This is a genomic window from Mucilaginibacter glaciei (assembly GCF_014773245.1).
GTDB classification, from domain to species: Bacteria; Bacteroidota; Bacteroidia; order Sphingobacteriales; family Sphingobacteriaceae; genus Mucilaginibacter; species Mucilaginibacter glaciei.
The window spans coordinates 308,844-329,443 of the sequence record NZ_JACWMX010000004.1 but is presented as its reverse complement, the minus strand read 5'-3'; the positions used below and the strand labels follow the sequence as shown (position 1 = coordinate 329,443).

Sequence of the window (20,600 nt, the reverse complement as noted above, 5' to 3'; positions counted from 1 at the left end):
GGTGGCTTTATTTTATTTACTAAATTCATAGCAGATTGACTACCGCCGGAAAAATACGTGTTTTGTTGCTACTGCTATTTGTCAGTTTATTATTCACGGCAATAATTGTTGAAAAAACGTACAGCCCGGCCAATAATTTGGCGCAAACAGCCCGCGTATTAGAAGATAACCTGCACAAGCGCGAAAGCCTGGTTTATAGTGCTATAAACGACAAACAATCATTTGATGCAATAAAGAACCTTACTTTTAAATCGCCGGACGCGCTTAACTACATCAGCAAATACACTACAGATAACCGCGTGTGGCTGCTGCTTTATAAGAACGACCGGTTGTACTTTTGGACAGGTATTAAAGCCCTGCCAAACCCTAATACCGTTAAAGAAGGTTGCTCTTTTGTGCGGTTCTCCAACGCTTATTTTGAGGTGATCAAAAAAACCCAGGGCGATCTGAAGGTGCTGTTCCTGATTCCGGTAAAAAACAATTATGCCTTTGAAAATAAATACCTGGAGAACAGTTTCTATGAAGGCATAAGCGATGACCGAAATATAGACATTGCGCAAATTGCTGATAAGGATGTGCAGGCCATCCATGATATCAATAACACCTACCTTTTTTCGCTGAAACTGATCAAGGGAAAGGTAAACAACCATTTCTTTTACTTCGAGATATTTATCTGGCTGCTAACAGTGCTCACCCTATGCATTCTAATACACAATATAGTTACTTACCTGGCTAACAAAAAAAACTGGGTTTACGTTTCGCTTCTTACGTTGGCGGCCTTCATCATCGCCTTCAGGTTCATCAACCTGCATTATGGCTGGCCGGCTTTTACGCAACAGCTGCCGCTGTTCGACCCGATCTTTTACGCCTCCAGCTATGTTTACCCATCTCTGGGCGATTTTTGCATTAATATACTGGCAATAAGCTGGTTTGTAAGCTTTATCTATACCCAGCGCACAAAACTCATTAACCGTGTACCCGGCAAAGCAGTTAGCTATCTGATATTCATGGCCGGGCTGGCGATATTATTCTTTTCATCAACAACCTTACTTAACCTTTTTTATGGCCTGGTTATTAATTCCAAGATCAACTTTGATGTAAACAATGTGCTTAACCTAACCTCGTTCAGCATGGTCGGGGTGCTCATGCTTTGCTTCAGTTTTATGATCTTCTTTTTAATGAGCGAGGTTGTATTGACCAGTTATAGTAAGCTGGATATACCGGCCCATCTGCAGGCTATGTTATTAATAGGGGTGATACTTTTGGTTACGGCTGTAATGGCATGGTTTGACACCTTCACCCTTTTCTACCTGTTTTGGGGGGCATTAGTATTGATGCGGGGCTATGCCTATGTTTTTAACGAGCAAAAGTTTACGGCATCGTCATTCCTTTTTATAGTGCTCATCTGCGCAGTTATAGCAGCAATAAAGCTTAATTATTTTGAATCGGTTAAGGAAAAAGAAACCCGTAAGGTACTGATACAACGGTTAGAGATCCCCGATGATATTACTGCTGATATCCTGTTCAAGAAAATAGAAAGACAGATTATCCGCGACCCTTATATTACCAAATATTTTATCACAAATGATCATGATAATGACTACCTGAAAGGCAGGCTGCAGAAACTATACTTTGACAGATATTTATCTAAATATGATTTTAAGGTACATGAATTTGACCCCGCCAACCGCCCCATCTCAAGCGACAAGAGTTACTCGTTAGAAAACTTTAAAGATCTTGTTGTATACAGTTCACTCAAAGTGTCTGACTATTTTTATCGCGAAAATGATTCATTCGGTGTTCAAAGCTACTTTGCCATACTGCCTGTTATTGATAATGGCAAAAACCTCGGCACTATCGTAATAGAACTGCGTTCGAAACCATTCCTGGCGGCGGGCACCTTCCCCGAATTGCTGATAGATAAAAACATCAAATCTGAGGCGGAATTTAAAGATTACTCCTACGCCTTCTATTCAGACAATAACCTGATAGGCCAAAGCGGCAGCTACATTTACAGCGTCGTTAACCGCGACTTTAAAGGGCACCTAAAAGAATACACGGTGCAAGCTAACCGCGGCGTTGATTCAACCGGGTTTGATAAATTTACCACCTATACCCATCTTTTATATGAGCCAAGCGCCCGCAATTTAATTGTAGTAAGTAAGCCCGAGAACCGCTTTTTATCGGTGCTTACCGCGCTTACGTTTTTCTTTGTGGTGTTACTTGCCTTTAGCGCCATTATTGTAGGTGTCCGCTTGCTTTGGATAAGAGTTAAGATTTTTAACATCAATAACGACCGTATTAGATGGAGCTTTAAGATCAACTTTGACAGGATCCTGTATAAAACCCGCATCCAGTTCTCCATGATCTTTGCTGTAGTGATCACGCTCATTCTGGTAGGTATCATCACCTTTATATCTATTAGCACCCAATATCAATCGCAACAGGATAAGCTGATCCGGACAAAAATAATACAGTTATCATCGGCATTAGAAATTGGCCCGCTTAAAGATTTTGTAAGTGGTGTTACCGAAGAGAACCGGGTAGCGTTCGACCTGTTATCAACTACCTACTCTACTGATATGACGCTGTTTGATCTGAATGGCGTACCATTGGTTTCTACGCAACCGAAAATTTATGAGGACGGGCTGCTTGACCGCCGGATGAATGCCCGTGCCTTTGTGGCCCTGAGTGCCCGGCACCAATCTGAAGTGGTGAATGAGGAACGAATAGGTAAATTAAACTATAAAGCGGCTTACGCGCCGTTGCGGAATGTTAAGCATGAAACTATCGCTTATTTGCAGTTGCCCTATTTCTCTAACGAGACGGATCAAATTGAGCGTGTAGGCTCTCTACTAAACATTATGATAAACGTTTATGCGCTGGTATTTATAGCTATCGGTCTGTTTGCGGTAATTATAGCCAGGCAAATAACTGCGCCGCTAAACTTTATCCAATACAACTTGAGTAGAACTATTTACGGTAAAAAGAACGAGCCGATAAAATGGGAGCGCGACGATGAAATTGGTGCGTTGGTAAAAGAATACAATAATATGATTGCCGCGTTGGAGCAAAGCGCCGTTAAGCTTGCACAAAGCGAGCGGGAGAGTGCCTGGCGCGAGATGGCAAAGCAGGTTGCCCATGAAATTAAAAACCCCCTCACCCCGCTTAAACTGGGCTTGCAGCTGCTTGATAAATCATGGAAGGACAAAGACCCTAAGTTTGATGCTAAGTTTGAGCGTTTCAGCAAATCATTTGTGGAGCAGATAGAAAGCTTATCCTCCATCGCTTCAGAGTTTTCGGCCTTTGCCAAAATGCCTGATACCCGTATAGAACGGATAGATATATTTGAAATGCTGAACCAGGCGGTTACCATATTTAAACATATGGATAACGTTACCATTCAGTTTGCCGTGCCCGAAACGCCCTTTTATATCAGTGCCGACCGCGACCAGCTTTTACGCTGTTTTAACAACCTGCTTAAAAATGCTATTGAGGCCACACCACAGGATACGCAATGCGTGATCGAGATCAACTCGTTGATCACCAGCAAAAATATTTTACTGACCATAAAGGACAACGGAAACGGCATCCCCGAGAATATGCGCGAAAAGATCTTTGAACCTAACTTTACCACCAAAAGCTCGGGCACGGGCCTTGGCCTTGCCTTTGTTAAAAACTCTATTGAAAATGCCAGCGGTAAGGTTTGGTTTGAGACAACTATCGGCATCGGCACAACTTTCTATCTCAGTTTCCCAGCCGCGGAGTTGACGGTGTAAATTATATAACACAAGCATTAAGAATTGCGCGTTGCCCGTTATCACTTTGTGATACGATCGCACAAAAAAGGCCTGCGGTGTTAACCGCGGGCCTTTAAATATCTCAACATTAATTTATTATTTAAGCGTAATTTCTGTTTTACCCATTGTAAAGCCATCGGTATAAAGTATCACTGTGTACGTTCCCTTTTGAAATGGCATGGGGTTAACCCAATCAATAATGTAGCCGCTGCCATCATCTTTAAAGTCGATAGCGGTTTTATAAGTGTACTGCAAATCCTGGCTGTCGGCATTAAAGGTACCTGTATCTGTTGGTGTGATTAGGTTGCCGGTTGGGTCAATAATGCGAACATAAACATCGTGCAGGCCTTTTTCTGCTACAGCGTTACTGGCAACAGTAAAGTTGATCTTTATTTTTGTAGCCTGCTTGGCTTTGGTTACATCACTTTCTTTACCACTGTTTTTAACCTTATAGGCAACAACACTTGCACTGCCAACCTTTAAAGCCGATGCTACTTTTACTTTCGTATCAAGCTCCTGGTTTTGTTTCTCTAAAGTGCTGGCTTTTTCGTTTACGGTAGCCAGGTTATTTTTTAACGTATCGCGCTCGGTAGCTAAAGTTACGTTTTGTTTTTTTAATTCTTCAATATCGGCGGTGTACTTGGTCACAAAGTAACGCAGCTGTTTGATATCCTCCTGTGCTTTGCCCAATTCGGCAACGGTGAGCTTACCTTTAGCCAATTCACTGCGCAACGTTCTGATCTTTGTGCGTAACGAATCATTTTTAGCCTGCATCGCTACCGACATTTTTGCACGGCCCGAGTTTACCTGCTCTATTTGTGCCTCCAGGCTGTCCAACTCAGTTTGCAAACGTGTTTTCTCATCGTTTTGATACACAATTTTGGTATCCGATTTATTTTTCTGTGTGTACAAGTAAACATCCGTACCTAATAAAGCAACCACAACCGCTATCAAAAAGTAAATAACGTTAGAATTTTTTTTGGGGGTAGGTTCTGCACTTTGGGGATTGTATTCCATATTTTAATAATTAAAGTTTAATTACAGTATTAACCGGTTGAGCCTGCTAACTAACTGTGGTATCTTTTTTTATTCTAAATAAATGTATGCAAAATTGAGCCAATAATGCAAAAAACTGAATGCACACTTAGCAATTACTGCTGCGGGCTAAAATAAGTACAATATGATTAAAACACAAAATGCCCCTAATTATTATACTAATAATAAAACTGCTGAACAATCAGTTTATATCTTTGCGGCTTTTAATCAAACATCTACTTAATGCGATTATACAAATATCTCCTGTCAATATTTTGTTTTACACTCCAGTTTATACCTGTTATTTCGCAAACAGTTACATCACAACCGGTTATACAAACCGAACCTAAGCGCGAGTTTAGGGGCGTTTGGATAGCATCGGTAGTAAACCTGGATTGGCCGCAAAATGCCCGGGCAACTGCCGAGCAGCAGAAAAAGGATCTTACCGATCAGCTTAACTCGCATCAGCAAACGGGAATTAATGCCATCATGTTCCAGGTAAGGCCGGCGGCCGACGCCCTTTATGCTAAGAGCCGCGAACCCTGGTCGAAATACCTGACCGGAACGCAGGGCCAGGCACCGACGCCTTTTTATGATCCGTTGGAGTTTGCAACAACCGAGGCACACAAACGCGGGATGGAACTGCATGCCTGGTTTAACCCTTACAGGGCCACGTTTGATGGGCGTTTTAATACACTCGCGGCTAATCACATCACCCGCTTACATCCAGACTGGTTTTTCATATATGAGGGAATAAAATTGTTTAACCCCGGCTTGCCCGAGGTGCGCGAGTACATTGTACAGGTAATTTTAGATGTGGTGAAGAATTATGATGTAGACGGCATTCACATGGACGATTATTTCTACCCGTACCCTGCTAAAGGGCAGGTAATTAACGATGCGGATGCCTATGCAAAATATGGAGAGGCATTTGATGACGTACGCGATTGGCGGCGTGATAATGTTGATAAGCTGGTACAAATGCTGGGAGATAGCATCCATAAATACAAACCCAATATGAAATTCGGCGTCAGCCCGTTTGGCATCTGGGCCAATATTCGCCAAAACCCTGAAGGTTCTGAAACCGCAGGTGGATCATCTTATTATGAAAACTTTGCCGATAGCCGTAAATGGATAAAGGAGGGTTGGATTGATTATATAAACCCGCAAATTTATTGGCAAATTAATCACCGGCAGGCAGCATTTGACAAACTACTTAACTGGTGGAGCTTAAATACTTATAACCGCCATTTGTACATCGGCCAGGCACCTTACCGATTTTATGAGCCACGCAGCCCGGCCTATAAAAACCCATCAGAGATACCTAATCAGCTGCGGTTAATAAGGGCTAACCCACGTGTGCAGGGCAGTGTATACTTCCGCTCGCTAAATCTCGTGGCCAATGCTAACCACCTGGCCGACTCCTTAAAAAAGGATTTTTACCGTTACCCGGCCCTGCCACCGCCGATGCTTTGGTTGGATTCTATCCCGCCTAATGCGCCGCAAAATTTTGCAGGGAGGATAGAGCGCAAAAGTATCATGCTAACCTGGGCACCGCCATTGCCCGCAAAAGATAATGAGCCTGTTTATGGTTATGTGGTGTACCGTTTCCAGGAAAGCGAAAAGTTTGACCTTGGCGATCCGAGAAACATTATCAGCATCCAATATAATACACAACCGGTTTACCTCGATACTAATGTGCTGCCGGGCAAAACCTATTTTTACGTGGTGACAGCACTGGATAGATTAAAAAACGAAAGTGAACGAACACCGACAATTGCAATTACTTCACCGTAAGGTTACTCGGCGATATTAATTAATCCGCGTTCAACGAGTTGATTGATATAAATATCCAGTTCCTTATCGCCCATGCCGTATATTTTTTGTGTGCGCCAAAATTCCCGGTAAATATCTGCTTTGGTGGTTATGCCGCTTTTGTAAATTTTTAGAAGCGCTCGATGGATTCCGTTCAAGCCCGAATCGTCGAAATCCAACCGGCTCAGGTGGGCCTGCATAGCAATAGGCAACTGTGGCATATTTCCCCAAAATGGCGTTTCATCTATCCAGCTTTGCAGACTTTTCGCATCACTCTTTACATATAAATCCCAAGCCTCTGTGGCTAAGGTAAAATCATATTCGCCTAATTGTACACGGGCGTTATCATAAAGGCCCTCTAATTGATCAGCATTCAGTTCGCCCATCCCGGCAAAGTCCTCAACTTCCGGTACCTCTACAGGGCATATCAGATATACGGCCCGTTCAGAAAGGTTGGTTTGTTGCTCCAGCAGCATCATCACCCCCAGCAGGTTTACCTGGCAATGCAGGTCGTACTCAAACCAAAGATTGATCTCGTCATAAGGTTCACTTAACTTTTCAAGCGGGATCAAAACGCTTTCCCGGTAATTCTCTTCGTTTTCATCAAACGCTACTTTAATAAACTCTAACCGCCTTTCCCAGAAACAGGCGGCAGATACATTGCGGGAAACAGGACCCTCGGACAGCACCTCCCGCCAAACCATTACATCCCCGTCCAGGCCGGTTTGCTCAAAAGCATCCAAAGTGGCATCGCCGTTTAGTACGTGCAGGATCTTACTCATTTAACAATGCTTTTAAACTATCTAAGGTATCAGCTTCTTCTTTGGGTTTATCGGTACGCCAGCGTAGTATCCGTGGGAAGCGCAAGGCAATACCCGATTTATGGCGCGATGATTTGTTGATTCCCTCAAAGCCAATCTCAAAAACCAGTTCGGGTTTTACGGTACGCACCGGGCCGAATTTCTCGAGCGTATTCCGCTTGACAAAGTAATCTACCTTATTGATCTCGGCATCTGTCAAGCCACTGTAGGCCTTGGCAAATGGTACCAGCTTATCGCCATCCCAAACGGCAAAGGTGTAATCAGTATACAAATCTGCCCGGCGACCGTGGCCTTTTTGCGCGTAAATCATCACAGCATCAACAGACAGCGGGTCTATTTTCCATTTCCACCAGTCGCCGCGCTTGCGGCCAACCTGGTAGCTGGCGTTTTTGCGCTTCAACATGATGCCTTCTGCAATCATCACCCGCGATTGTTCACGTATAGTTTCCAGTTCCTCCCAAGTTTTAAACGTTATCAACCGGGATAGATTAAACACTTCCGGAAATTTGGTTTGCTGATACAGGCCCTCCAGTGTTTCTCGTCGTTCCGATTGTGATTTGTAGCGGATGTCTTCGCCCGCATACTCCAAGCAATCGTAAACAATGGTAGCTACGGGGCTATCTGCCAGGATTTTTTTCGTCAGGTTTTTACGCCCGATGCGGGTTTGCAAAACGCTGAAAGACAGGGGCAAATCGTTTTGAAAGCTCAGGATCTCGCCATCCAGCACCGTTCCATCCGGCAGGGCATTTAAAAAGGGGTGCAACTCGGGGAATTTTTCGGTAGCCAGGTCTTCGCCACGGCTCCAGATGAAGATCTGCCCGCCGCGTTTGATCATTTGCGCGCGGATGCCATCCCATTTCCACTCCGCCTGCCACTCATCCGCAGGGCCTAATGCTGCGCCAACCTCTTCGGCATTTTTCCGTTTCTCTGATGTTTCCTGGATAGGGTAAGCCAGGAAGAAGGGGTAAGGGCGTGATATGTTATCTGCTGCGTTTTGTTCACGAATCAGTTGATCGTAGCTATAATCTTCGGGCATCCAGCTACCCATTATACGGTGGGTGAGTGCCGGTGCTTCAATGCCGGTTATATCTGCCAGTGCCTTAACAACGAGGCTTTGCGAAACCCCTATCCGGAAACTTCCCGTTAGCAGTTTATTAAACACAAAGCGTTCCTGGGCATCCAGCATGGCCCATGATTCTATGAGCCAAAGCTTACGCTCTTCTTCGGTACGGGTATATTGCTGGTTGATCTCCGCTATCCATTCCGTTAAGGTTTTACTGCTGCTGTTGGGGCTCTCGGGCATTAGAAGCGACATTGTTTCGGCAAGGTCACCAACTACATGATAACTCTCCTCGAACAGCCACTGAGGGATATTGGAAACCTCGATGGCATAAGTACGGATGAGTGTAGAATTGATTGGCCGTTTTGGTCGCCTGCCCGTAAAAAGGGCCAGCATGTGCATTTTATCACTATCAGGCACGCTGTTAAAGTAATCCTTTAAAATCCTGACCTTTTCGTTGGTTTTATTAGTTTCATCTAACGAAAGAAAGAGTTGAGCGAAAGCTTTCATGAAACAATCTCCTCCTTAACTTCATCACCGGATGGCGTAGTTTCTTTCTTTTCTTCACCCTCGGTAACCGGGGCTTCTTCTTCTTCGCCGCCGTAAAGCGTGTGAACCTCGCTGGCGTTAAAGCCGATTTCATTTAAGTAACGGGTAAACGATGCTGTGTAACCATGTGTAAGGTAAACAGATTCGCACCCGGTAGCATCAATAGCACTTACCAGTCCGTTCCAATCGGCATGATCAGACATTATAAAGCCCCGGTCGGCAGCCCTACGGCGTTTCGCCCCTCTAATAGCCATCCAGCCGCTACAATATCCAAAGCTGTAAGGCCCAAACTTGCGCATCCAGGGGGTGCCTACAGACGATGGTGGGGCGATGATAATGCCCTTACGTACCTCATCCTTAACTGATTCAAAGGTGATGCGCTCTGTTGGGTTTAATATCACACCGTTACGGCGGAGGGCCTCGTTCGTATTTTCGATAACGCCGTGTGTATACACCTTACCGATACTCAGATCAAGGTTTTGCAGTATACGCTGGGCCTTCCCTAACGAATAACCCACTATAACCGTAGCAACCCCATTTTGCACATTGGTACGCCACCAGTTATTTACCTCTGTAAAAATTTCGGACTGCGGTTTCCAGGAATACACCGGCATACCGAAGGTGCATTCTGATATAAAGTGCTGGCATTTAACGGGTTCGAAAGGGGTAGAGATGCCATCATCGTCGGTTTTATAATCGCCCGATACCACCCAAACTACGCCCTTGTATTCAACCCTGATCTGGGCCGAACCAATCACGTGCCCTGCCGGGAACATGGAGATCTTTACCCCATGCTTGGTTACGGTTTCGCCATACTCTATGGTGCGTAAGTTGATATCGCCCAGGCGATAAAGCATTACCTCGCGGGATAGATGATGAGCCAGGTAGTTCTTGTGACCTATGTAAGCATGGTCTGCATGGGCGTGGGTTATCACGGCATCGTCCACCGGTTTCCAGGGGTCGATGTAAAACCTGCCCTGCTCACAATAGATACCCCGGTCAGTAAATTCAAGCAGTGGTTTGGCCATAGTTTAATTACAACCTCTGACAAACGAATTGGTTTTAATCGAACAAAAACACCTCTAAAAATCTCTAATTTCTTCTATCTATTTCGATCTGTTTCAGATTATTTCAAAATATTTTAGTTAAAAAAAGCACTGCGAAATTTCGCAGCTCTCTTTAAAATCGATTGAATAGATTGTATTATTTTTTGATAACGCTCATTTTATTATCCATTGTGATGTAATCTGTCAAGATTTGGCCCGCTTCTTTTTTCAAGAAGTCGAGGTCTTCATTCTTTGGTTTGGTCTGGCCTTTTTTCAATGCCGGTAAACCCATGGCAGTGCGGCGAGCGTTGTTCTTCTCCAGGAATAATTTCTCGTCGTCGTCGCGTTTTTGTTTTAATGCAGCCTCGTTAAGTGTTACTGTTTTTTCGCCATCGCGTTTCTTAGCGTCGGCAATATCTGCTAATAAATATTTGTAACTATCACTGTTGCTCATCCGTTGCTCATGCAATTTTTTCAATTCGGGCAATACCGAAGTAAAGTCGCCTGCCTTGGTGAAATCTGTTTTAGCGATCACGTCATAAGGCATGGCCGATGGCTCGGTGTCTTCGCCATATTTATCTAAAGGAATAACTGAAGGGAAGGAAACATCGGGTATTACGCCTTTATGCTGTGTTGCACCGCCGCTGATACGGTAAAACTTAGCGATAGTTAAATTCAGCTGGCCAAATTTGTTCTGGCTGCCCGTAGCTACCGATTTATTTTTACCGGCGATAGATAATAAGCGATCTTTAATAGTTGGGTTAATTACCTTATCCAGGTCAATAGCGTTTTGTACAGAGCCCTTGCCATAAGTTTGGGTACCCACTATTAAGCCGCGGCCGTAATCCTGTATAGCTGCCGAGAAGATCTCTGATGCCGAAGCACTAAACCTATCAACCATTATAGCCAACGGGCCGCTGTAAGCAATGGCCGGGTCTTCGTCAGGGTCAACCTCTACCTGGTTACGGGCATCACGTACCTGCACAACCGGGCCGGTTTTGATGAACAGGCCGGTAAGTTCAATCGCTTCTATTAAAGACCCACCGCCGTTCTCACGCAAGTCAATAACTACACCGTCCACGTTTTCACGTTTCAGGGTATCTATAATCAGCCTTACGTCACGTGTGGTGCTTTTGTAGTTAGGGTTACCGGCTTTGTAATCGTTAAAATCAAGGTAAAAGGCCGGGATAGATATAATACCAATTTTAGTGATCTTGCCATTATTGTTGTAAGTGCGGATCTCTTTCTTGGCCGAGATATCCTTCAGTATGATCTTTTCGCGTGTCAGTTCTATAGTCCGTAATTTACCTGTGGCGGTATTTCCTTTGGATAACAGCTGCAAGCGTACTAATGTGCCTTTAGATCCACGGATCAAAGCGATTGCGTTTTCAATTCTCCAACCTACAATATCCTGGAAAGCGCCTGTTTTGCCTTGCGCTACACCGATGATACGATCATCGATATTTACCAATTTGCTTTTATCGGCAGGGCCGCCCGGTACGATCGATTTGATGGTAACGTACTCGCTTTCTGAAGCCAGCGTAGCACCGATACCTTCTAATGAGCGCGACATATCTATATTAAAGTTAGCCGCATTAGATGGGTTAAAGTAATTGGTATGCGGGTCGATAGCCTCAGTAAAGGCATCCATAAAGGCCTGGAAAACGTCTTGATTAGATAGCTTGTTGCTTTGCGAAAGGATGTTGGTATAACGTTTTTTAAGCGTTTCTTTGTTAGCGGCCAATGTTTTGCCGGTTAGCTGCAGGTTAAGCAAATCATACTTTACGCGTTGTGCCCAAAGCGTATGGATCTCATCTTCATTTGCCGGGTAAGGCAGACTGTCGCGATCATAAGTAAAGGTTTCGTTTTTAGTAAAGTCGAAGTCTTTGCTTAACTGTGCGATAGAAAATGTCACATATTCGTTGTAACGTTTTTGGAACACATTAAAAATGTAAAAGGCGTTATCCAGGTTACCGGCCTTAATATCATCGTCAAAAACCAGTTTGTATTTATCAAAATCTTTGATGTCGCTGGCCAAAAGGTAGCTGTGGTTCTCATCCAGTTTTTTTAAATAATGGTTATAAATGATAGTCGATATCGAATCATTTAACGGAACTTTTTTGTAGTTATAACCGGTAACCAGGGTGGCTACCTGCCTGCAAACTACACTCTGCTGCTCATCGGGTACAAGGTCTGTCCCGCCGGCTTTACGGATGTGTACAGGTTTAGAAGGCGCAGCATTACAAGCCAGCGCGGCAGCCATTATAGCCACTAAATATAATTTCTTGAACATATCTTTTACACTATTAAGATCGGACTGGGGATGAAACATCAATACTTGTGCCTTTTTTAGTTTTGCAATATAAAAAAAGAGACAGCTTAAAGGCCGTCCCACTATATACTGAATAACAATATTACAATAATGTTTGGTTTGTTTAATAATACGACGGGCATTTTACGCAATTGTTACAAAGTGCCTGTAAACAAGACTGCTTTAACTCCTATTGCCTATGTATAAATCATACATAAAACGGTTTAAACAAAGTATTTATTGTTGAGCACCGCCTGTAAGGCAGCTACCGGTTATGAAATTACTGTGCCTTATTTAAGGCTTCGATAGCTTCGGCGTAGCGCAATTCTGATTTAGGGAGCCAGATCTTATTGCTTTTTACAAACCGTACCTTGGCATCAATTAACCTTACATCGTCCATACGGCTGTTGCTGAAAGCCAGCTCGCGGGCTTCGGCCAGGTCTTGCTGTGCCTGTGCAAGGTCGCCCAGATCAGCTTTGATCATGCCCAGATTTACCAGATTAGTGATAGTATGCGGGTTATCGTTCATCTGTTTAGAAAGCTGGATACTTTGCAGGTAGTACCATTTAGCTTCAGACAGGCGGTTTTCCAATACATAGATCTTTGCCAGTTCGCTAAAATCATAACTGGCCAGGTCATATTGGCGAAAACGCATGTTATGCTGCGCCGACTTCATCACCGTACGCTCGGAAGCATCGAGGTTATAGGCGGTGCGTACCAGCGGCACTTTAGCAATTTTCTGTTTAGCAAATATTGCCGGCGAGGTACTAAGTTTAAACTTGAGCGGTTTAACCTGTGCAATGGGCAGCGCACGTTTGTGGTCTTTAAAGTCGCCGCGCCACCATTGTGCCGAAGCAGTAAGGTTAAGTGCGCAAAGGAGTACTAAAATGATATATCGCATCTAAATTTTCGTCGTGGTATAGTAAAATTAACTGGTATGCAAAAGTAAAGTTTATCCGGATGATTTACAAGAACTTAATTATTGCAATTTAACTGATTTGTGGCAGAATAAAAAATGATGATAGAGATTTAACATTGGTGGGAATAAAGGCGTAATTTTAAGGGGAGAGAAAGCCGAGTTAAATTTTCATTTGCTACCGCAAACGTCCACGCTTGTGATGCCTTTGATGCCATGCACCATGCGAAAATAATTACTTTTAATTTTACCTTAGCTGAAAAACACGCCGCCTATGCCGCAGTTATATGAAGAGTTTGTACACCTGGTGTTTATCGGCATTATCGCGTTGTTCCCGGTAGTTAACCCTATCGGTTCGGCTTTTATGGTGAGCCCTTATTTTGAAAACCTTGCCAATAAAGATAAGCGTACCGCCGTTACCCAGATCACATTTTACGCCTTTTTAGTTTGTACCGTTTCGCTTTTCGCGGGGCAATACATCCTAAGCTTATTTGGCATTTCTATCCCGGTAGTGCAGCTGGCCGGGGGCATCATGATCTGTAAAATGGGCTGGGAGTTCCTTTCATCAGATGCGCAACGCAGCTCGTCAGAAGACCTGGACAATAATCCCGAGGTATCGGCCTACAGCCACATTGCCAATAAGCTTTTTTATCCTATCACCTTCCCGGCTACCACCGGGGCGGGCACTATCTCCGTACTGTTTACCCTGAGCGCACACCGCGCCGATTTTGGTAGCGCCGACTATTATATGCACACCGGCGCCATCATGATCTCCATATTAGTATTGTGTTTGATGATCTTTTTCTTTTACCTCAATACCAAAACTATCATCCGTTACCTGGGCCCAAACGGCGAAAATATTGTTAACCGCATCTCGGCGTTCCTGATCTTTTGCGTAGGCTTACAAATAGGCATCAGCGGGTTAAAGGCGATATTTAAGATATAAGCGCGCAAACAACTCACCCCGCGGCACTCCGTGCCCGACCCTCTCTTCGCCTACGGCGGAAAGAGGGTGAGGCTACGTTTTCTTTTCTCATTTCTTAACCCTCTTTCCACTTGTGGAGAGAGGGTCGACCAGCGTAGCGTAGCCGGGGTGAGTGCAAACGCGCAAACAACTCACCCCGCGGCACTCCTTACGCGACCCTCTCTTCGCCTGAGGCGAAAAGAGGGTTAGGAAATAGAAGCGCATTCGGGTTGAGTTGCCTTGCAATTTCCCCGCCTAATCCTCAACCCTATTGCCTACCTTTGCTGCCGATGTAAGTTCTTTACTTTCCTTCATCAACCGGTATAGGTTTTGCTTAATTGTGAATTAATAGGGAATCGTGTGCAAATCACGAGCTGTCGCGCAACTGTAAGTAACACAAAAAGGTTTTTGCCAGCAATGCCCACTGTCCCAATAAAACAGGATGGGAAGGGCGGCAAAAATGTTACGAGTCAGGAGACCTGCCTTATACCGAATTGACAGTGCTTTCGCGGTTTGAAGCATTGGTCAGGTATGGTGCGTTTAATTTATTGCGAGGTTAAATTGCCTTTGCATGTACCTGCGCGCGCCTTTCTCTTTCCATCAAATCACACCCGTCGCATTGCGAAGTTGAGTTAAAGTGCTTTTAACCGATTTATTTATTTAATCATTAAAAGAAATGTTAACGCAAAACCTGGGCTACCCGCGTATTGGTGGCCAACGCGAGTTAAAGAAAGTCTGCGAGAATTACTGGGCAGGCAAAACGGGACTCAAAAATGTGCTCACCGTGGGCAAAAACATCCGTCATGAAAACTGGCAGACACAAAAGAATGCAGGGATAGACCTGATCCCATCTAACGATTTTTCTTATTACGATCATGTGCTTGATCATTCGCTGATGTTTGGCAATATCCCCAAACGCTACAACGAAGTGATCTTGAAGCAAGGCAACGAAGAACTTGACCTTTATTTTGCCATGGCCCGTGGTTATCAAAAAGATGTGCTGGATGTAGTAGCGATGGAAATGACCAAGTGGTTTGATACCAACTATCACTATATAGTACCTGAGTTTTATAAAGATCAGCAGTTCAGGCTGTTTTCTACTAAGGCCACCAATGAGTTTTATGAGGCCAAACAGTTAGGCATCATTACTAAACCTGTGCTGATAGGCCCGGTATCGTACCTGTTATTAGGCAAAGAAAAAGAGGCCGGCTTTGATAAAATAGATCTGATCAAAAACCTGCTGCCGGTTTATATGGAGATACTGAATAAATTAAAAGACCTGGGTGCCGAATGGATCCAGTTTGATGAGCCCTTCCTATCGCTCGATCTGACGGAGAAAGAACAGCAGGTTTACCGCGATACCTACCGGCAGTTGCGCAAGGCCTTCCCGAAACTGAAGTTTCTACTGACCACTTATTTTGAGCGCCTGGGCGATAACGCCGCGCTGGCCACATCACTACCGGTAGATGCCCTGCATATCGACCTGGTGCGCGCGCCGCAGCAGTTGAGCGGGGTGTTGGATCTGCTGCCGGAGAAAACTATTCTTTCATTAGGTGTGGTTGATGGCCGCAATATCTGGAAGAATGATTTTGTGCACTCGTTGGCTATCATCGCGCAGGCAACAGAAAAACTGGGCGATGACAGGGTTTGGATTACACCGTCCTGTTCGCTTATCCACTCGCCGATCGATTTGAATAATGAAAAGAACGAGGCTGTTTTGACGCCCGAAATCAAGCAATGGCTGGCCTTTGCCAAACAAAAGGTAAGCGAAGTAGTGCTGCTTAAAAATCTCGCGTCGGCAAATGCGGGTGTGGGCCATCATTATAAACTGGCCGAAAATAAGCATGCACATGCCGCCCGTAAAAGTTCGGTACTGATCCATAACCAAGCCGTGAAAAAACGCGTTGCAGCCATTACCGGTCAGGATGCCGAACGGAACAGTGCTTTTACCGCGCGTAAACTCAAACAACTGCAATTGTTGCAACTGCCGCTATATACGACTACCACAATAGGCTCGTTCCCGCAAACGGCCGAAGTACGCAGCTGGCGGGCTCAATTAAAAAAGGGTAATATTACCCAGGCAGATTACGATAAACATATTGCCGAGGAAACCGAAAAAGCCGTTAAATGGCAGGAAGAGATTGACCTGGATGTGTTGGTACACGGTGAGTTTGAGCGTAACGATATGGTAGAATACTTTGGCGAGCAGCTGGCCGGCTTCGCTTTTACACAAAATGGTTGGGTGCAAAGCTATGGCAGTCGCTGTGTTAAACCGCCCATTATTTATGGCGATGTATCGCGCCCTGTTGCAATGACCGTCAAATGGTCGGCCTACGCACAATCATTGACCCGCAAGTGGATGAAGGGGATGCTTACCGGCCCGGTAACCATACTACAATGGTCGTTTGTGCGGAATGATCAGCCCCGCTCTGAAACCTGTATGCAAATTGCGCTGGCCATAAGGGATGAAGTGGTGGACTTGGAAACTGCAGGTATCAAGATCATCCAGATAGATGAGCCCGCTATTCGCGAGGGCCTGCCGTTACGCAAAGCAGATTGGGCAACTTATTTGCATTGGGCAGTTAAGGCCTTCCGGATTTCGGCAAGTGGCGTGGCCGATGATACGCAGATCCATACGCACATGTGTTATTCGGAATTTAACGATATTATCCAAAGCATTGCCGATATGGATGCAGATGTGATCACGATAGAAACCTCGCGCTCGCAAATGGAGCTGCTGGATGTTTTTGCCGGGTTTAAATACCCTAATGACATTGGCCCCGGTGTATATGATATCCATTCGCCCCGTGTGCCTAACCGCAACGAGATGACACACCTGCTTAAAAAGGCACGCGCCGTTATCCCGGAAGCACAGCTTTGGGTAAACCCAGATTGCGGCTTAAAGACCCGCGGATGGGACGAGGCCAAAAAGGCTTTGATTGAAATGGTAGCTGCCGCTAAAGAAATGCGCGCTACGATTGCCGAGCCTGCAACTATTTAATAACCATGCCTCACCTAAGTCCTTTCGTTTAGAGCGGATTTAGGTGAGGCTTTATAAACATAAAATTATGACAGTAGAAGAAAAGATCCAGGCATCAGAAACCCGCATTTTTAAAGCGGTATTCCCCAACACAACCAACCATTACGATACCCTTTTTGGCGGCACCGCCATGCACATGATGGACGAGGTAGCCTTCATTACCGCCACCCGCTTTAGCAGGCAGGTAATGGTTACCGTAAGCAGCGATAAGATAGACTTTAAGAAAGCCATCCCGGCGGGTACAATTGTAGAACTGATTGGCCGCATCAGCCATGTAGGTAACACCAGCCTGAAGGTAAATGTAGAGATATACGTAGAGCAAATGTATGCCGAAGGCCGCGAGCTGGCTATACACGGCAGCTTCACCTTTGTAGCGATAGACGAGCACAAGAAACCGGTGCGGATAATTAAGTAGGCGGATTAAAGTTGATAGCCCAGCGCAAAGCGTAGGCTACAGCTGTTGGTATAATCCTTTAAAAATGACCATAACCGAACGGGTATTGTATCAGAACCGAACATGATCAGACTTTAGAATATGGTAAGTATTTGTTTTTTAGATGTTTATAAAAAAGGTGCTATTATTGAACATTGTTGGCATACATCGTCGTATTTGAACGTGTAAGTACCATTAACCAACGTTATTATGTTAAGAACTTATTTGAAACTCGCCTACAGAAACATTTTAAAGGACAAAGCCTACGCTGCGCTAAATATAGCGGGTTTAGCCATAGGCCTGGCAGCGAGTATCCTGATATTACTCTGGGTGCAAAATGAATTAAGTTACGATAAGTTCCATGCAAATGCCGGTCAAATTTATCGGGTAACCAGTAGCATTGGTGATTTTAAAGCAGCCATTACCCCATCAGGTATGCCAGCTGGATTAAAGGCGGATATCCCGGCGGTGAAAAATATTGTCCGCCTAAGCTCGGCCAATACCACCCTATTTGAAAAAGGAAGCCAAAAGTTTGAAGAGAAGCGAGTGTTTTATGCAGACCCGAGTTTTATGGATGTGTTTTCTTTCCCTCTTGTGCAAGGCGACCGCGCAACCGCTTTATCTAATGTAGATGGGGTTTTAATCACACAGGCGATGGCTTCAAAATATTTTGGTGATCAAAATCCCGTTGGTAGATTTTTAAGGAAGGATAATAAAGATAATATTGTAGTAACAGGTGTTTTTGCAAATATTCCTGCTAACTCAAACCTTCAATTTGACTTTATCCTGCCGATGGCGTCTTTAGCCAGAACAGATAATGGATTACAAAAAAACTCCTGGGATGATTTTAGTTTTTATAGCTTCTTGCAATTAGATAAAGACTTTAACCCTTCTGCTGCGAATTTACTGGGATTAGAGAAACATATCAATCAGATATTTCATAAACATAACCCCGGTATGAGCGCATTATTTGAATTGCAACCGCTAACCAAAATTCATCTCGCTCCCTCAAAATTAGGAGATTTTCCAGGTCAGGGGAATGCGCAATACGTTAATATTTTTTTTATAATTGCTATTTTAATAGTTGTGGTTGCCTGCATCAATTTCATGAATCTTGCTACCGCGCGGTCGGCTCGCAGGGCTAAAGAAATCGGCTTACGCAAGGTGGCAGGCGCTGTCCGCGGGCAGCTAATCGTTCAGTTTTTAAGCGAATCTGTGTTTATTTCTTTTATATCCTTACTATTTGCTTTAGCTATAGTCTCTTTATTCCTGCCTGTATTTAACCAGCTGGCCGATAGGAAACTGGCTATAGACCTATCGGATGCGAAATTTTGGATAAGTCTTTCGGGAATTGCCCTGCTAACCGGGCTCATTTCGGGTAGTTATCCTGCTTTATTCCTTTCAGGCTTTAACCCGGTCAAAGTGCTTAAGGGCAACATAAAATCTATGGGCGGTAATTTGCTGTTTCGCAATACATTGGTCGTTGTTCAATTTATGGTTTCTATTGTATTACTGGTTGGCACGGTGGTGATTTATAATCAGCTAAAGTTTATTAAAAACAGGAACCCCGGATTCGAAAAAGCGAATTTGTTATATATGCCTATAACAGGTGATACCTGGAGTAAACAGCAATCCTTAAAAGATGGGCTAAAACAAACTGTTCTTACCAGCGATTTTACAATTACGTCTGACCTTCCCACCAATCTTGCCAACGCTACCGGTGCAGATTGGGTAGGTAAAGACCCGCGTTTAAACATAGCCATACCGTGTATGGCTGTTAATGAAGATTTTACTCATGTATTTAAAATGAAGCTTTTGGCGGGCAGAAGTTTTTCTGGAACTGCTATCGCTGATTCTGCTAACTATATGGTTAATGAAAAAATGCTGAGCGTGATGGGTTTAAATGCGGCTACGGCAATAGGTAAATCTTTAACCGTACAAGGCGTTAAGGGTACTATTATCGGTGTTGTAAAAGATTTTAATTTTAAACCTATACAGCAGGCTATCGAGCCATTGGTGATGCCTTTTAATAAGATAGGCGGTTATGTAATAATACGCACACTGCCCGGTAAAACCACAGCGACTATACAGGCTTTAAAAAACATAAGCCAGAACCTAAATCCCGCATACCCTTTTAAATTTGATTTCCTTGACCAGGATATGGCAAACCTTTATAAAGAGAGCAACAAATGGGCAACATTTTTAACCTGTTTGCCATTCTGGGCATTTTTATATCCTGCCTGGGTTTGTATGGCCTATCTGCCTTTATGGCCGAGCAGCGTACCAAAGAGATTGGTGTACGTAAAGTATTGGGGGCCTCTGTTTTAAACCTTGTCTATTTACTTTCTTCTGGTATTACCAGATTAATTCTGATCGCCATTGTTATAGCCATACCCGTTTCCTGGTTTGCGGTAAATAGCTGGCTCGCAGGTTTTGCCTATCATATTCATGTAAGCTGGTTTTTATTTTTGACGGCTTCCCTGGCAGCTTTGGGCATCGCATGGATTACGGTAAGTTATGAATCTATAAAGGCGGCAATTGTAAACCCAATAAAAAGTTTGAAAACAGAATGATCGTTTTAAACAATTTCAACTCCGCCCGAATTCGCTATGCAAATGACACCCTCTTTTCTATCGCAGGCGAAGAGGATTGCGTGTGGGTGAATTGTGAGTAGTTTAACTCACCCCGGATTCGCTACGCTGACCGACCCTCTCTTCGCTAAAGCGAAAAGAGGGTAAAGAAATAAGCAGATAAAAAGAAAGAAGCTAAACCTTTTTTCGCCGCAGGTGAAGAAAGGGTCGTGTACGAAA

13 protein-coding genes and 1 riboswitch are annotated in these 20,600 nt (G+C 44.2%); of the genes, 7 read left to right on the top strand and 6 right to left on the bottom strand.

Features of this window, described 5'->3' with window-relative positions; genetic code table 11:
• Positions 1-35: 35 nt before the first annotated feature.
• Positions 36-3,779 carry an ATP-binding protein gene (locus tag IDJ76_RS11400; RefSeq protein WP_191163442.1) on the top strand — a complete coding sequence of 1,248 codons (3,744 nt, stop codon included), beginning with the start codon at positions 36-38 and terminating at the stop codon, positions 3,777-3,779.
• Between the two features lie 117 nt (positions 3,780-3,896).
• Here the strand turns inward: IDJ76_RS11400 and IDJ76_RS11395 are convergent, their stop codons facing one another.
• Positions 3,897-4,817, bottom strand: a complete 921-nt coding sequence (locus IDJ76_RS11395) for a hypothetical protein (RefSeq protein ID WP_191163441.1) — start codon at positions 4,815-4,817, stop codon at positions 3,897-3,899.
• A 261-nt stretch (positions 4,818-5,078) separates the two neighbouring features.
• Here IDJ76_RS11395 and IDJ76_RS11390 point away from each other — a divergent pair, with 261 nt between their 5' ends.
• Positions 5,079-6,632 carry a glycoside hydrolase family 10 protein gene (locus IDJ76_RS11390; RefSeq protein WP_191163440.1) on the top strand — a complete coding sequence of 518 codons (1,554 nt, stop codon included), beginning with the start codon at positions 5,079-5,081 and terminating at the stop codon, positions 6,630-6,632.
• 2 nt (positions 6,633-6,634) lie between these two features.
• Here the strand turns inward: IDJ76_RS11390 and IDJ76_RS11385 are convergent, their stop codons facing one another.
• The 5 genes from IDJ76_RS11385 to IDJ76_RS11365 form a co-directional block, all read right to left on the bottom strand.
• The gene (locus IDJ76_RS11385; RefSeq protein WP_191163439.1) at positions 6,635-7,432 is read right to left on the bottom strand and encodes a DUF1835 domain-containing protein; all 798 of its coding nucleotides are present in this window, start codon (positions 7,430-7,432) and stop codon (positions 6,635-6,637) included.
• On the bottom strand, positions 7,425-9,041 hold the full coding sequence (locus tag IDJ76_RS11380) for an ATP-dependent DNA ligase (RefSeq protein WP_191163438.1): 1,617 nt from the start codon (positions 9,039-9,041) through the stop codon (positions 7,425-7,427). Before IDJ76_RS11380 ends, IDJ76_RS11385 begins: the two co-directional genes overlap by 8 nt.
• A complete protein-coding gene (locus IDJ76_RS11375) occupies positions 9,038-10,108 on the bottom strand; it encodes a ligase-associated DNA damage response exonuclease (protein ID WP_191163437.1) in 1,071 nt (356 codons plus the stop codon). The genes IDJ76_RS11380 and IDJ76_RS11375 overlap by 4 nt, the downstream gene beginning before the upstream one ends.
• A gap of 175 nt (positions 10,109-10,283) precedes the next feature.
• Entirely contained in the window at positions 10,284-12,419 is a 2,136-nt protein-coding gene (locus IDJ76_RS11370) for a carboxy terminal-processing peptidase (RefSeq protein WP_191163436.1), read from the bottom strand.
• 298 nt (positions 12,420-12,717) lie between these two features.
• Complete coding sequence (locus tag IDJ76_RS11365; protein ID WP_191163435.1) at positions 12,718-13,338, bottom strand: tetratricopeptide repeat protein; 621 nt, start codon at positions 13,336-13,338, stop codon at positions 12,718-12,720.
• A gap of 289 nt (positions 13,339-13,627) precedes the next feature.
• Between IDJ76_RS11365 and IDJ76_RS11360 the strand changes: the two genes are divergently transcribed.
• From IDJ76_RS11360 to IDJ76_RS20800, 5 genes are all read left to right on the top strand, one after another.
• A complete protein-coding gene (locus IDJ76_RS11360) occupies positions 13,628-14,299 on the top strand; it encodes a MarC family protein (protein ID WP_191163434.1) in 672 nt (223 codons plus the stop codon).
• Positions 14,300-14,625: 326 nt separating this feature from the next.
• Positions 14,626-14,819: riboswitch (cobalamin riboswitch) on the top strand.
• Positions 14,820-14,993: 174 nt separating this feature from the next.
• A complete protein-coding gene (metE, locus tag IDJ76_RS11355) occupies positions 14,994-17,318 on the top strand; it encodes a 5-methyltetrahydropteroyltriglutamate--homocysteine S-methyltransferase (protein WP_191163433.1) in 2,325 nt (774 codons plus the stop codon).
• 67 nt (positions 17,319-17,385) lie between these two features.
• Positions 17,386-17,772, top strand: a complete 387-nt coding sequence (locus tag IDJ76_RS11350; RefSeq protein ID WP_191163432.1) for an acyl-CoA thioesterase — start codon at positions 17,386-17,388, stop codon at positions 17,770-17,772.
• Between the two features lie 228 nt (positions 17,773-18,000).
• Positions 18,001-20,118, top strand: a complete 2,118-nt coding sequence (locus IDJ76_RS11345; RefSeq protein WP_224746289.1) for an ABC transporter permease — start codon at positions 18,001-18,003, stop codon at positions 20,116-20,118.
• Positions 20,058-20,363, top strand: coding sequence for an ABC transporter permease (locus IDJ76_RS20800; protein ID WP_224746288.1), 306 nt, complete (start codon positions 20,058-20,060; stop codon positions 20,361-20,363). Before IDJ76_RS11345 ends, IDJ76_RS20800 begins: the two co-directional genes overlap by 61 nt.
• The last annotated feature ends 237 nt before the right edge of the window (positions 20,364-20,600 follow it).

Coding starts and splice junctions, on each gene's coding strand:
- IDJ76_RS11395 (WP_191163441.1), bottom strand. CDS start 4,817: ATGGAATACAATCCCCAAAGTGCAGAACCTACCCCCAAAAAAAATTCT.
- IDJ76_RS11390 (WP_191163440.1), top strand. CDS start 5,079: ATGCGATTATACAAATATCTCCTGTCAATATTTTGTTTTACACTCCAG.
- IDJ76_RS11385 (WP_191163439.1), bottom strand. CDS start 7,432: ATGAGTAAGATCCTGCACGTACTAAACGGCGATGCCACTTTGGATGCT.
- IDJ76_RS11380 (WP_191163438.1), bottom strand. CDS start 9,041: ATGAAAGCTTTCGCTCAACTCTTTCTTTCGTTAGATGAAACTAATAAA.
- IDJ76_RS11375 (WP_191163437.1), bottom strand. CDS start 10,108: ATGGCCAAACCACTGCTTGAATTTACTGACCGGGGTATCTATTGTGAG.
- IDJ76_RS11370 (WP_191163436.1), bottom strand. CDS start 12,419: ATGTTCAAGAAATTATATTTAGTGGCTATAATGGCTGCCGCGCTGGCT.
- IDJ76_RS11365 (WP_191163435.1), bottom strand. CDS start 13,338: ATGCGATATATCATTTTAGTACTCCTTTGCGCACTTAACCTTACTGCT.
- IDJ76_RS11360 (WP_191163434.1), top strand. CDS start 13,628: ATGCCGCAGTTATATGAAGAGTTTGTACACCTGGTGTTTATCGGCATT.
- metE (WP_191163433.1), top strand. CDS start 14,994: ATGTTAACGCAAAACCTGGGCTACCCGCGTATTGGTGGCCAACGCGAG.
- IDJ76_RS11350 (WP_191163432.1), top strand. CDS start 17,386: ATGACAGTAGAAGAAAAGATCCAGGCATCAGAAACCCGCATTTTTAAA.
- IDJ76_RS11345 (WP_224746289.1), top strand. CDS start 18,001: ATGTTAAGAACTTATTTGAAACTCGCCTACAGAAACATTTTAAAGGAC.
- IDJ76_RS20800 (WP_224746288.1), top strand. CDS start 20,058: ATGGCCGAGCAGCGTACCAAAGAGATTGGTGTACGTAAAGTATTGGGG.